Source organism: Saccharopolyspora pogona (genome assembly GCF_014697215.1).
Classification (GTDB): domain Bacteria; phylum Actinomycetota; class Actinomycetes; order Mycobacteriales; family Pseudonocardiaceae; genus Saccharopolyspora; species Saccharopolyspora hattusasensis.
The window spans coordinates 4172425-4185599 of the sequence record NZ_CP031142.1 but is presented as its reverse complement, the minus strand read 5'-3'; the positions used below and the strand labels follow the sequence as shown (position 1 = coordinate 4185599).

Annotated in this window: 12 protein-coding genes and 1 tRNA gene; 11 read left to right on the top strand and 2 right to left on the bottom strand. The window is 70.1% G+C overall.

From position 1 onward, the window contains the following. Nucleotides 1–29: 29 nt before the first annotated feature. The 11 genes from mftC (at nt 30) to DL519_RS18925 (ending at nt 11843) form a co-directional block, all read left to right on the top strand. Nucleotides 30–1223, top strand: coding sequence for a mycofactocin radical SAM maturase (gene mftC, locus DL519_RS18975; RefSeq protein WP_190816747.1), 1194 nt, complete (start codon nt 30–32; stop codon nt 1221–1223). Next, nucleotides 1220–3154: a mycofactocin system FadH/OYE family oxidoreductase 1 gene (locus tag DL519_RS18970; RefSeq protein ID WP_190816744.1), complete on the top strand. Its 1935-nt coding sequence runs from the start codon at nt 1220–1222 to the stop codon at nt 3152–3154. Before mftC ends, DL519_RS18970 begins: the two co-directional genes overlap by 4 nt. Next, nucleotides 3151–5094: a mycofactocin system FadH/OYE family oxidoreductase 2 gene (locus DL519_RS18965; RefSeq protein WP_190816742.1), complete on the top strand. Its 1944-nt coding sequence runs from the start codon at nt 3151–3153 to the stop codon at nt 5092–5094. Before DL519_RS18970 ends, DL519_RS18965 begins: the two co-directional genes overlap by 4 nt. Continuing rightward, the gene (locus tag DL519_RS18960) at nt 5091–6026 is read left to right on the top strand and encodes a mycofactocin-associated electron transfer flavoprotein alpha subunit (RefSeq protein WP_190816741.1); all 936 of its coding nucleotides are present in this window, start codon (nt 5091–5093) and stop codon (nt 6024–6026) included. The genes DL519_RS18965 and DL519_RS18960 overlap by 4 nt, the downstream gene beginning before the upstream one ends. Beyond that, nucleotides 6019–7323, top strand: a complete 1305-nt coding sequence (locus tag DL519_RS18955; protein WP_190816739.1) for an FAD-dependent oxidoreductase — start codon at nt 6019–6021, stop codon at nt 7321–7323. Before DL519_RS18960 ends, DL519_RS18955 begins: the two co-directional genes overlap by 8 nt. Before the next feature lie 370 nt (nt 7324–7693). Further along, nucleotides 7694–7987, top strand: coding sequence for a ferredoxin family protein (locus tag DL519_RS18950; protein ID WP_190816737.1), 294 nt, complete (start codon nt 7694–7696; stop codon nt 7985–7987). Between the two features lies 1 nt (nt 7988). Beyond that, nucleotides 7989–8867: a mycofactocin-associated electron transfer flavoprotein beta subunit gene (locus DL519_RS18945; protein WP_190816735.1), complete on the top strand. Its 879-nt coding sequence runs from the start codon at nt 7989–7991 to the stop codon at nt 8865–8867. Continuing rightward, entirely contained in the window at nt 8864–9646 is a 783-nt protein-coding gene (locus tag DL519_RS18940; protein WP_190816734.1) for a mycofactocin-coupled SDR family oxidoreductase, read from the top strand. Before DL519_RS18945 ends, DL519_RS18940 begins: the two co-directional genes overlap by 4 nt. Further along, a complete protein-coding gene (gene mftF / locus DL519_RS18935) occupies nt 9643–10998 on the top strand; it encodes a mycofactocin biosynthesis glycosyltransferase MftF (RefSeq protein WP_190816732.1) in 1356 nt (451 codons plus the stop codon). Before DL519_RS18940 ends, mftF begins: the two co-directional genes overlap by 4 nt. Beyond that, nucleotides 10995–11792, top strand: coding sequence for a mycofactocin biosynthesis peptidyl-dipeptidase MftE (mftE, locus tag DL519_RS18930; RefSeq protein WP_190816730.1), 798 nt, complete (start codon nt 10995–10997; stop codon nt 11790–11792). The genes mftF and mftE overlap by 4 nt, the downstream gene beginning before the upstream one ends. Then, nucleotides 11770–11843: transfer RNA gene (locus tag DL519_RS18925), tRNA-Pro, on the top strand. Before mftE ends, DL519_RS18925 begins: the two co-directional genes overlap by 23 nt. A gap of 343 nt (nt 11844–12186) precedes the next feature. Here the strand turns inward: DL519_RS18925 and DL519_RS46800 are convergent. Then, entirely contained in the window at nt 12187–12477 is a 291-nt protein-coding gene (locus DL519_RS46800; RefSeq protein ID WP_223840317.1) for a transposase, read from the bottom strand. 2 nt (nt 12478–12479) lie between these two features. Then, nucleotides 12480–13136: a helix-turn-helix domain-containing protein gene (locus tag DL519_RS46795; protein ID WP_223839249.1), complete on the bottom strand. Its 657-nt coding sequence runs from the start codon at nt 13134–13136 to the stop codon at nt 12480–12482. Nucleotides 13137–13175 lie beyond the last annotated feature (39 nt).

Genomic DNA, 13175 nt, shown 5'->3' with positions numbered 1-13175 from the left:
CCGAGTCCGTCGAACCCGTGGAGTCGAAGATGACTGCTGTGCAACCGGCGCCCGTGCCGTCGCTGGTGGAGCAGTTCAAGGGCGGGCTGGCCGCCCCGATCTGCTTGACCTGGGAGTGGACCTATGCCTGCAACCTGGCTTGTGAGCACTGCCTTTCGTCGTCCGGGCGGCGGGATCCGCGCGAGCTGAGCACAGCCGAGATGAAGGCCGTGATCGACGAGTTGCAGCGGATGCAGGTCTTCTACGTCAACGTCGGCGGCGGCGAGCCGACGGTGCGCCCGGACTTCTGGGAACTGCTGGACTACGCCATCGACCACCAGGTAGGTGTGAAGTTCTCCACCAACGGGCTGCGCATCGACGCCGAGCGCGCCCGGCAGCTCGCGGCCACCGACTACGTGGACGTGCAGATCTCCCTGGACGGCGCGACGCGCGGGGTGAACGACGCCGTGCGCGGTCCCGGGTCGTTCGACATGGCGATGCGCGCGCTGGATAACCTGTCGGCGGCGGGCATGCGGGACTTCAAGATCTCGGTGGTCATGACCCGGCAGAACGTGTCGCAACTGGACGATTTCAAGGCCATCGCCGACCGGTCCGGCGCGCAGCTGCGGATCACCCGGCTGCGCCCGTCGGGGCGCGGCGCGGACGTGTGGGACGAGCTGCATCCGACGGACGCGCAGCAGCGCGAGATCTACTCGTGGCTGGTCGAGCACGGCGAGCAGGTGCTCACCGGGGACTCGTTCTTCCACTTGAACGCCCTGGGGTCGACGCCGCTGCCGGGTTTGAACCTGTGCGGCGCCGGTCGGGTGGTGTGCCTGATCGACCCGGTGGGTGATGTGTACGCGTGCCCGTTCGCGATCCACGACGAGTTCAAGGCCGGAAACGTGCGCGATGTCGGCGGATTCGCCCGGGTGTGGCGGGAATCTGAGCTGTTCACCGAGCTGCGGCAGCCGCAGTCCGGCGGTGCGTGTCAGTCGTGCTCGGAGTTCGACGCGTGCCAGGGCGGCTGCATGGCGGCCAAGTTCTTCACCGGCCTGCCGTTGGACGGCCCCGACCCGGAGTGCGTGAAGGGGCACGGGCAGACCGCACTGTCCGTTGTGGACCGTTCGGGGTTGCCGAAGGCGTCGCGGGACCATTCCCGGTCGTCGCGGCGGCGGGTCGGACTGGGCATGCCATCGGTGCCGGCCAAGCCGTGCGACTCCAGCCCGCTGACGAGCCAGTCGTGAGACTGACCGACTGCGTCCGGCTGGGCGCGGTGCCGGCCCCGTCGCGGGTGCTGTTCGGGCCGCACGAGACGAATCTGGGCCGTGGCCGCGGCATTTCCGACCGGCATGTGGCCTACTACGCGGCGCGGGCGGCCGGCGGTGCAGGCGTGATCGTCACCGAGACCGCCAGCGTGCACGCCTCCGACTGGCCCTACGAGCGCGCACCGCTCGCCGCGGAGTGCGGCCAGGGGTGGGCGGCTGTCGCCGAGGCCTGCCGGCCGCACGGCGCGGTGGTGCTCGCCGGTCTCGGGCACTCCGGCTCGCAGGGAGCTTCGGCGTTCTCGCAGAGCGCGCTGTGGGCGCCGTCGCGGGTGCCGGACGTGGCCAGCCGCGAGATGCCGATGGAGATGGAGCAGGGCGAGATCGACGACCTCGTCGCGGGTTTCGCCGCCGCGGCGGAATCGGCCGTGCAGGCCGGGTTGGACGGCGTCGAGATCGAGGCGGGCCAGTACTCGCTGCTCCGCCAGTTCCTGTCCGGGCTGACCAACCAGCGCGACGACGCCTACGGCGAGGACAAAACACGGCTGTTGAGCGATGTTCTGGCTGCCGTTCGCCGCACGGTCGGTGACCGCGTCGTGGGGCTGAGGCTGTCCTGCGACGAACTCGCGCCCTGGGCGGGAATCACCCCGGAGCAGGCCGCCGGGATCGTCGAGGCCGTGCTGGACCGGATCGACTACCTCGTGGTGGTGCGCGGATCCGCGATGGGGACCTCGGCGACGCGGCCCGACCTGCACACCGAGCCGGGCTTCAACATCGACCTGTGCCGCCAGATCCGGTCGGTCGTGAGTGAAAAATCCGTTAAGAACCGGAACGAACACTCACGAGCGTTGGTGGTGCTGCAGGGCAACGTCGTCGAGCACCAGCAGGCGCAGCAAGCACTGGACGGCGGTGTCGCGGATCTGGTCGAGATGACCCGGGCGCAGATCGCCGACCCGAGGCTGGTCGAGCTGGTCCGCGCCGGGCATGCGGACCGGGTCCGGCCCTGCGTGCTGTGCAACCAGAAGTGCCGCGTCCGGGACAACCGCAACCCGGTCGTCTCGTGCATCGGCGAGCCCTTCAGCGGGCACGAGGGAGAAAGCGGCAGCGTGGCCGGGCCGCCGCGTAACGTGCTGGTCGTCGGCGGCGGGCCTGCCGGTATGGAAGCAGCGAGGGTGCTGGCCGAGGGCGGGCATGGCGTCGAGATCGTCGAGCGCTCCGATCGGCTCGGCGGCACGGCGTCGCTGGCGGCGGAGGTCGGCGGGCGCGGTCGGCTGCGCGGGCTCGTGGACTGGCTGGAGGCGGAGGTGCGCCGGCTCGGCGTGCGCGTCATGCTCGGCATCGAGATCACCGAAGCCGACCTGGACACCGACCGGGAAGTGCTGGTCGCCACCGGATCGGTCCCCGGACCCCGCGCGTACGAGGTCCTCGGCGGCGCGGTCGTCGACGTCGTGGACCTGCTCGGCGGACGCTCCCCGGCGGCTGGGCCGGTGGTGGTGTTCGACCCGGTCGGGGACGCGGTCGGGGTCGGAGTCGCCGAGCTGCTGGCCGGGCAGGGGCGGGAGACGGCGATCGTCACGCAGGACCAGGTCGTGGGCACGCAACTGGCCCTGACCGGCGACCTGGCCGACGCCAACGGGCGGTTGCAACGCGCCGGGGTCCGGCTGGAGAAGCGCTCGCTACTGCGGGAGGTCCATCCCGATCACTTGGTCCTGGAGGACACCTTCACCGCCCAGCGCCGAACCCTGCCGTGCGCGACACTGATCCACTGCGGACACCGGCTGCCGAACCCGCAGCTGGCGGAGTGGCCGCGGGCCGGCGACTGCGTGGCGCCCAGGACCATCCACGAGGCGATCCTGGAAGGACGCCGTGCGGCGCGCGACATCGCCGCGCTGGTCGGGGGAGGGGTGAGATGAGCCGCTACCTGTTCTCGCCGCTGCGGATCGGCCCGGTGACCGTGCGCAACCGCATCGTGTTCTCGGCGCACCTGACGAACTACGCCGAAGACGGCCTGCCCAGCGAGCAGCACGCCGCCTACTACGCGGCGCGCGCCGCCGGTGGCGCCGGCCTGGTGATCACCGAGGAACATTCGACGCACCCGACGGACTGGCCGTACGAGAAGCTGATCCACGGCTTCCACCGGTCGGTCGTGCCCGGCTACCGCCGGCTCACCGAAGCGGTCCACGCCCACGGCGTTCCGATCTTCGCCCAGCTCAACCACAACGGCGGCCAGGCGTCCTCGATGTACTCCAGGCTGCCGGTGTGGGCCCCCTCCGCCGTGCCGGACCCGATGTTTCGCGAGGTGCCCAAGGCGATCGACTCCCGCGAGATAGCCGAGGTCGTAGCCGGGTACGGCACCGTCGCCGGGCACTGCGCGGAGGGCGGATTCGACGGCGTCGAGCTGCAGTGCTCGCACTCGTCGATCGTGCGCGGTTTCCTCTCCCCGGCGACGAACAAGCGCACCGACGCCTACGGCGGAACGCTGGTCAACCGCGCACGAATCCTGCTGGAGATCATCGACGCAGTGCGCGAGGCGCTCGGTCCCGACCGGGCGCTGGGCGTGCGGTTGTGCGGCGACGAGCTGATCGAGGGCGGCACCACCATCGACGAGGCGGTCGAGGTCGCTCGCATGGTGGAGGCCACCGGCAAGGTCGACTACATCAACACCTCCATCGGCGTGGCCACCTCGACGCTCTACATGATCGAGGCGTCGATGGCGATCCCGCCGGGCTACGCGCTGTTCATCTCCAACGCCATCCGCCGCGCCGTGCGGCTGCCCGTGGTGGGCGTGGGGCGGATCAAGGACCCGCTGCAGGCCGAGCACGCGCTCGAAGAGGGCCACTGCGACCTGATCGGCGTCGTGCGCGGCCAGATCGCGGACCCGGACTTCGCGGCCAAGGCCCGCTCCGGGCACGCGAGCGACATCCGGACCTGCTTGTCCTGCAACCAGGAATGCGTCGGGCGGATGGGCCTGAACCGCTGGCTCGGCTGCATCGAGAACCCGCGGACCGGTAAGGAATCCGTGGCGCTGCCGATACCCCGGGCGCGCAAGCGGGTACTCGTCGTCGGGGGCGGACCGGCGGGCCTGCAAGCCGCGTCGACCGCGGCCGAGCGGGGCCACCACGTGACGCTGTTCGAGCGGGAACAGGCGACCGGCGGGCAGGTCGCCGTCGCCGCGACGGTGCCCAGCCGCGCCGAATTCCTAGACGTGGTCCGGAACCTGCGCGCGGAATGCGAGCGATACGGCGTGGACGTCAAGACCGGTGTCGCGGCGACGGCGGAGATGCTTCGCGACGAGCATCCGGACGTGGTCGTGCTCGCGACCGGGGCCCGGCCGCAGCCGGTGCACTGGGCCGGCGGCCTCGACCGGATCGTCGACGTCCGCGATGTCCTGGAAGGCCGCGCGGCCCCGGCGGGCGACGTGCTGGTCGTCGACGACCTGGGGTTCCACCAGGCGGCCTCGGTCGCCGAGCTGCTGGCCGACCGCGGCTGCCGGGTCCAGATCTCCACGCCGGGCATGGTGGTCTGCCAGGACCTCGGCGTGACCCTGGACCTGGAGACCTTCAACGTCCGTGCACATGCGAAAGGCATCGAGCAGCGCACCGACGAGGTCGTGATGTCGGCATCGGCCGAGTCGGACGGCGTCGCGCTGCAAATCCTCAAGCACACCACCGGGGAGATGACCGAGGCCCGCTTCGACTGGGTCGTGTGCGCGGCACACCAGACCCCGGACGACGCCCTGTGGCACGAGCTGAAGGAAGCCCCGTTCCCGGCGCACCGGGTCGGCGACTGCATCACGCCGCGTCGCGCGCACGCCGCGGTCGTCGAAGGACATCGAGTGGCGGTGGGCCTGTGAATGTACTGCCGGAAATGCTCGCGGTCGTGATCGTCCGCGACGGGACGCTGCCCGGCGGCGCCGACGAAGCGGCGGCCGAATGCGGCGGCGCGGTCCTCGTGGCCGGCACCGGAACACCGGAGGCGGCTAGCGCTTTCACGGCGGCGCAGCGCATTTGGACGGCCGAGGCTCCGAGGATCGCGCCCGGAGCGCTGGCCGCAGCGCTGGCGCCGCTGCTCGAAGCGGTCGACGTCGTGGTGCTACCGGCCTCGCCCGACGGCCGCGACATCGCCGCCCGCCTTGCCTTCCAGAGCGAACGACCGCTGTTCGCCGGCGCGACCCGGTGCACCCCGAAGCACGTCGATCTGTCCAGGCTGGACGATTCGCTGGAAGTCCCGGTCGCCCTCGACGAACCGGCCGTTGTCACCCTCATCCCGGGCGTGCGCGGCACGCCGCGACCGGTGGCGGCCCCGGATCCGGTCGAGCTGACCATCACCCTGCCGGACGTGCTCGACGCAGAGGTCGTCGAGATCCTCGAACCGGAGCCCGAAACCGTCGAACTGTCCGAGGCCAAGCGGATCCTCGGCGGCGGAGCCGGGCTGGTGCGACCGGGCGAGGACGGCGCGGCGGTGATGCGCACCCTGACCGAGGTGGCCGCCGCGCTCGGAGCCTCCGCCGGCGCGACCCGGGTGATCACCGACGCGGGCTGGGCCGGGCACGATCGCCAGATCGGCACCACCGGCGTCGTCGTCGACCCCGACCTCTACGTCGCCTTCGGCGTCTCCGGAGCGACGCAGCACGTCGGCGGCCTGGGCCGACCGGCGCACGTGGTCAGCGTGAACACCGACCCGTCGTGCCCGATGACCGCGATGGCCGACCTGGGCATCGTCGCCGACGCGCCCGAAGTCCTGCGCGAACTGGCGCGCCGACTGAACGGAGCCGCCGATGGCTGAACAGTCCAGTGTGGACGCCGTGGTGGCCGGGGCGGGCCCGGCCGGTTCGGCCGCGGCGTTGGAGCTGGCCCGGGCGGGGCGCAGCGTGATCCTCCTGGAACGCGGCCCGTTCCCCGGCGCGAAGAACGTCTACGGCGGTGTCGTCTACGGCCGGGTGCTCGACGAGGTCCTGCCCCGCTGGTGGGAAGACGTGCCGGTCCAGCGGTGGGTCACCCGCCGCAGCACCATGATGATGACCCCCACCCAAGCCCTCACCGTCGACTTCCGCACGCAGGACTGGGGAAGCGCGCCGTACAACGGCATGACGACCTACCGCGCGGACTTCGACGCATGGCTGGCGGGCAAAGCAGTGGACGCCGGTGCGCGGCTGGTGACCTCCACCGTCGCCACCGAGCTGCTGCGCGACGCCTCCGGACGCGTGGTCGGCGTCCGCACCGACCGCCCCGACGGCGACATCCGGGCGCAACTCGTCGTCGCCTGCGACGGCGTCAACTCGTTCCTGGCGAAGCAAGCCGGGCTGCTTCCGCGAACGGACCCCGAACACCAAACCCTCGGCGTGAAGGAAACCCTTTCCCTGCCGAGGAGAACGATCGAAGAGCGCTTCGGGCTCAACGGAGACGAGGGCACGGACTTCGAAATCGTCGGCTGCACCGGAGAAATCCCCGGCGGCGGCTTCCTCTACACCAACCGCGACACCATCAGCGTCGGCGTGGTGCTGTCGCTCACCGGCCTGGCCAAGTCCGGCCGACGCCCCGAGGAAGTCCTCGCGGACCTCAAGGCTCACCCGGCGATTGCGCCCTACCTGCGCGGCGCGGAGCTGAAGGAGTACTCCGCACACCTGATCCCGGAGGGCGGCTACCGCAGCATGCCGCCCCTCACCGCGGACGGCCTGCTGGTCGCCGGGGACGCGGCCGCGATGTGCCTGGCGGCGGGAATCTGGCTGGAGGGCGTCAACTTCGCCATCGGCTCCGGCCTGGCCGCGGGCCGGACCGCCGCCGAAGCCATCGCCGCGGGCGACCCCACCCGGCTGGCCGGCTACCGCAAGCGGCTGGAGGACAACTTCGTGCTGACCGACCACAAGAACCTGCAGGGCGCCCCGCACCTGGTCCTCTCCGACCGGGTCCAGCGGCAGTACCCGCGGCTGCTGTGCGACTTCGCCCAGGAGGTCTTCACGGTCCGCAACCCGGAACCAAAACCCGGGCTCGGCAAGCTGTTCCGCCGAACCGCCGCCCGGCACGGCGTCCGGCTGCGACAACTCGCCGCCGACGCCTGGGCCGGCTTCCGGGTCTTCGGCTGAGGAGAGGCGACCTGGTGTGTGTTTCTTGTCCGCTGTTGACCATTGCCGGCAATGATGGTCGGGACGTATCCCACTGGCGAATTCGCGCGGACGGCAGGTCGCTCGGCTGGCAATGCGCGCCGGCAGGAGCGAAAAGGAGCCGCCACCGTTCGGTCTGGCCCGGCCGGACGTTGGTACTTCACCGATGCCGATGTGCGGAAGGCTCTGCAGCCGGGTTTCGACGAAACGGTAGCAACCGTGAAAAGCATCGTGCAGGAACGGGCCGATCGCCGACCGGATCAGACTGCCGATCCAGGACTCCAGCCTGCAAGCGGAGAGCGAAGCATCCAACTGACGATCAACTTTGATCAATAAGTAGGAAGCAGTGCAAATGCGCCAGTACCCCGAAGTGTCGTTCGAGGACCGGATGGGCACCGTCGACTTCCAGGTCGGCGGCCGCCCGCACATCACCGTGGACGCCGAGATCTGCCGGTCCTGCACCACGAAGGAATGCGTCCACGCCTGCCCGGCGAAGCTGTTCGTGCCCACCGGTGACGGCGGGATCCTGTTCAACTACGAGCAGTGCTTCGAATGCGGCACCTGCTACCAGATCTGCAACAAGGCCGGCGCCATCACCTGGACCTACCCGGATGGCGGGCACGGCGTCGTGTTCCGGAGGGGCTGACATGGGACCGCAGATCGTCGTGGCGCTGAGCTGGTCCTGGCGGCGGGTCCGCGTGGACCCGCTCACCGGCGCCCTCGACGCGGAGGACAGGGACCGGGGCGGCAACGCCGCCGAACTGGCAGCGCTGGAACACAGCCTCCGGCTCGCCGAGGAAATCGACGGCCGGGTGACGGCGGTGACCGTCGGACCGGTGGCGGCCGAGGAGATCCTGCGCACCGCACTGGCGGCCGGCGCACACGAGGCGATCCGCGTCGAGCGGGACGACCAGCTGGAACCCGGCGCGCTGGTGCGCAACGGTGCCGACACGGCCAAGGCGATCGCATCCGCGCTCCGCGAACCGGATCTCGTGCTGTGCGGGGACAGATCGGCCGATGGCGGAACCGGAGCGACGCCCGCATTTCTCGCGGCCCGGCTCGGCGCAGCGCAGGCGCTCGGCGTCGTGAGGCTCGAATGCGACGGCGGGTCGCTGCTCGCGCACCGCAGGCTCGACGGCGGCAGCCGGGAGGTGCTGCGGCTACCCAAGCCCGCGGTCGTGTCGGTCGAAGCCGCCGGAGTGCGCCTGCGCCGCGCGAGCCTGCCGGCGGTGCTTTCGGCGCAGAAGGCGGCTATCGAAACAATCCCCGGCGAGCCCAAGCGGCCACCCCACGTGGTCGCTGCCCATGCGTTCCGTCCACGCCCGCGGGAGTTCCCCGCCCCGGCCGGAACGACGGCGCATGATCGTATGCTCGAACTGACCGGAGCGCTGCAGGACCGCACAGCACCGACCGTCATCGGACCGCTGTCGGCTGCCGAAGCGGCCGACGAACTCCTGGCCTACCTGCGACGCTACGGCTACCCCACCGGTTCGAGCTGCGCTGCAGAAGAGGAGGCGGCCAAGTGAGCAGGGTCGCGATCGTGACGGGTGCGGCGCGCGGAATCGGGGCGGCGGTCGTGGAGCGCCTCGCAGCGGACAGCTGGCGCGTGGTCGCAGTCGACATCTGCGCGGACATCCCGGGCGCTACCTATCCGCTGGGCACCAGGGACCAGCTGGCGGCACTGGCGGAGAAGTGGCCGGAGTCGGTCCGCGACGTCGTCGCCGACGTCCGCGACGAAGCCGCGATCAGGCAGGCAGTCGCGGTGGCGGAGACCGAGTTCGGTGGCCTCGACGCGGCGGTCGCCGCCGCTGCGGTCATGGCAGGCGGGCAGCCGCTGTGGGAAACGTCGAACGACGAGTGGGACGCCCTGTTCGATGTCGGTGTCAGGGGAGTGGCGAACCTGGCCCGTGCCGCTGTCCCGCTGCTGCTGCAACGACCGCAACCCCGCACCGGCCGGTTCGTCGCCCTGGCCTCGTCGGCGGCCCACCGCGGCCTCTACCACCTCGCCGGGTACAACGCGGCCAAGCACGCCGTGGTCGGCCTGATCCGCGGCCTCGCCACCGATCTCCGCGGCACCGGCATCACGGCCACCGCGGTATCGCCCGGCTCGACGCGGACGGACATGCTCACCGCGACCGCCGCCTACTACGACCTGCCGGACGTCGAGGAGTTCAGCCAGCACCAACTGGTCGAGCGCTTGCTGGAACCCGACGAAGTGGCGGCCGCGGTGTGCTGGCTGTGCAGCGAACAGGCCTCGGCCATCACGGGAACCGTGGTGCACGCCGACGGGGGGTTCACGGCATGACCCTCCGCCTGGTGCCGGACCCCAGCCTGCACCGCTGGGACGACGGGCGAACGCTGGTGGGCGGATCGCCGTTCCGCGTGCTGCGGCTCAACGCCAGAGGAGCGGACATCGTCGACGCCTGGATCGAGGGCAAGCCGGTGGCCGACAGCGCCGCTGGCCTGGCGCAACGGCTCGTCCGGGCGGGAATGATGCACCCGCGCTACGACGAGACCCACTACGGGCCCAGCGACGTGACCCCGGTGATTCCGGTGCGGGACGGCGACCTGACCAGCCTGCTTGCGGCGCTCGACACGCCCGCCATCGTCGTGGACGACGGCTCCCGGCAGCCGGTTCCGGCAGCGTCAGTGCGCCACGCGACCGCGAGAGGCCCGGCGGCGGCCCGCAATGCTGGGTGGCGGCTGGCCCGAACACCGCTCGTGGCGTTCCTGGACGCCGACACGGTCCCGACCCAGGGCTGGCTCGAACCCGTGCTCCGCCACTTCGAAGACCCAGCCGTGGCGGCCGTGGCACCGAGGGTCCGCAGCACACCGGGGAACACGGCCCTCGCCCGCTACGAGAGCACCCGGTCCCCGCTCGACCTGGGCGGCGAGCCGGGCCTAGTACAACCCGGCAGCAGGATCAGCTACGTCCCGACGGCGGCGCTGGTGATCCGCGCCTCGGCACTGCGCGAGCTGGACGGCTTCGACGAGGAACTGCGCTTCGGCGAAGACGTCGACCTGATCTGGCGGTTGATCTCCCGAGGACAGCTGGTCCGCTACGAGCCGGAGTCAGTCGTCGAACACGCGCCGCGAAAGAGCTGGACCGCCCTGCTGCGCCAACGATTCGACTACGGCACTTCGGCAGGGCCGCTGGCGAAGCGCCACGGCGACGCCGTCGCGCCGGTGCGGGCATCGCTTTGGAGCGCGGTGGCCTGGGCCCTGATCCTCACGGGCAGAACGGGTGCCGGACTGGCCGTGGTCGGCGCAACAGCGGCCCTGCTGACCCGCAAGCTCGGCAAGACCGGAATCCCCGCCCACGAGGCGATCCGCTTGGCGCTGCAGGGAAATCTCGGTGCCGGACGCTACTTCGCCGACGCCATCGGAAGGGCCTGGGCGCCGGTGGCCGTCCCGCTGCTGCTCCTCAGCCGCCGCGGCCGAGCGGTGCTCGGACTGGTGGCACTCAGGTACCTGCTGGACTGGACCCGCGAACGACCGCCACTGGGCCGAGCCCGCTGGTGCCTGGCGCGCATGGCCGACGACCTGGCCTACGGCTGCGGAGTCGCACGCGGCGCCCTCAAATCCAGAAGTCTCGCCCCACTGCTGCCCTTCCTGACCGACAAAGGTGGGCGCAGCAGCGTCCAGGTGTCGCGATGACTGCCCGCCTGGCGGATCTGACCTGGCCAGAGGTCGCAGAACTCGCGCCACGAAGCCTCCTCGCGGTCCCGGTGGGCGCGACCGAACAACACGGCCCGCACCTGCCCTTCACGGTCGACACCGAGATCGCGGCGGAACTCTGCGACCGGCTGGCCCAGGAGCGGCCCGTCCTGGTGGCGCCGCCGGTGACCTACGGCTCCAGCGGAGAGCACACGGGCTTCCCGGGCACGCTGTCGATCGGCCAAGAAGCGGTCGAGCACCTGCTCGTGGAACTCGTCCGCTCGGCGGACGCCTTCGCGGGAGTGGTGCTGGTGTCAGCCCACGGAGGCAACGCCGAACCGGTCCGCCGCACGATCGAAACCCTACGAGCGGAAGACCGCCGAGTGCTCGCCTGGGCACCAACGGGCCGCCCGGACGACACCCACGCGGGCCGCACCGAGACTGCGGCGATGCTGGCGATCCGCCCGCGCGCAGTGCGCCTCGACCGAGCGGAGCGAGGCAACACCACGCCACTGCCGAACCTGATGAGCACCCTCAGCGCCAACGGCGTGCGAGCGGCAACGGCCAACGGAGTCCTGGGCGACCCGACCGGCGCGACGCCGGAGGAGGGTACCCGGATCCTGACGGCCTGGACGAAGTCCCTCACGGCAACCGTGGACGCCTGGACACGGCCTGACCAGGAACAACGCCAAGTGGAGGGCCCCGATGATCGTCCATCCGGGAGGTGCGGTAAGCTAACTGCACACCCTGAGAGGGGTGAAAATCGAACAACGGGCTGTAGCGCAGCTTGGTAGCGCACTTGACTGGGGGTCAAGGGGTCGCAGGTTCAAATCCTGTCAGCCCGACGTTGGCGGAAGCCCGCTGACCGGCACGTAAGTGCAGGTCAGCGGGCTTTTTTGTATGCTGTTGTGGATCTTGGGTGATCGTCCCGAAGTGTGCCGTCTCGAATTTCGGCGATTTTTGGGAGGATTTTGGGAGTTGTGGATCTTGAGCCCCGAAATGGGGTCGCGCTGATCTTGGCCATGTGTTGGTCCATCTGGGGGAATATAAATGTGGTGCCGATTACTGTTTCTGGGGGCGGGCGTGGGGCTGCCTCTGGGGGTGTCGATTGATCACCTGGTGTGGGTGTGAGCTCGATCGTCGCCTGTGGGGTTCCAGAAATCGGCTCCCCATGCCTGACCTGTGACGTTAGGCAATGCGCTCGTGCTCGTTGATCAAACCGTCAAACGCCGGTCGACGTTTGATCCGCTCGCTGTCGAGGTCTGCAACTGGGTAACTCGGCCGTGGTGGCCGAAGCTCGTGGGCACGGTGCGGCCGGCGCCCGTTGTAGTGTCGGATGTACTCCGTAAGCACCGCACGCAGGTGCCGTTCACTAAAGATCAACAGGCGGTCGGTGAGTTCGGCTCGGACAGTGCGTACGAAACGTTCAGTAAAACAGTTCGCCCGCGGGCAGCGTGGGGGAGTCTTGACGACGCGGATACCTACATCAGCAAGGACCGCATCGAACGACGTGGTGAACTGGCCGGCTCGGTCCCGGACGAGGAATCGGAATCGGTGATGTCATCGCCGAGGTCCATCAGCAGGTTGCGGACCTGCTGAGTGGTCCACGCCCCGTCTGGGTTCGTGGTCGTGCCCAGCAGGTGCACGCACCGGCTGCCGACCTCCAGCACGAAGAACACGTAGACCCGTTTGAGGGTGACCGCGCAGTCCACGTGAAAGAAGTCGCATGCCAGCATGGTCGAGGCCTGCATGCGCAGGAACTGTCGGCGGGTCGTGTCGGTGCACCGGGTCGGTGTTGGAGGGATGCGCGATCGCTTGAGAACGCGGCGGCTCGTCGAGGCGTCCACTCGATAGCCGAGCTTGAGTAGCTCAGCCTGGATCCTCTGGTATGCCCAGGTGTGATTCTCGTTGGCTATGCGCTGGATCAACACGGCGACATCGTGATCGACGCGCGGGCGGCCGATGCGGTGTGGATATGTCCAATTCCCGGCAAGCAGACGGCGATGCCAGCGCAGCACCGTGCCTGGCGTGGCCAACCGGTTCGCTCGCAGCACCTTCGGTAACAACCGGATTAGCGCGGCGAAGAGCGCCCGGTCGGCCCAGTCCATCCGGGGTTTCGGGTTGGTTCTGCGCAGCATGGCCACCTCGTGACGCAGGACCAGCAGTTCGACCACCGG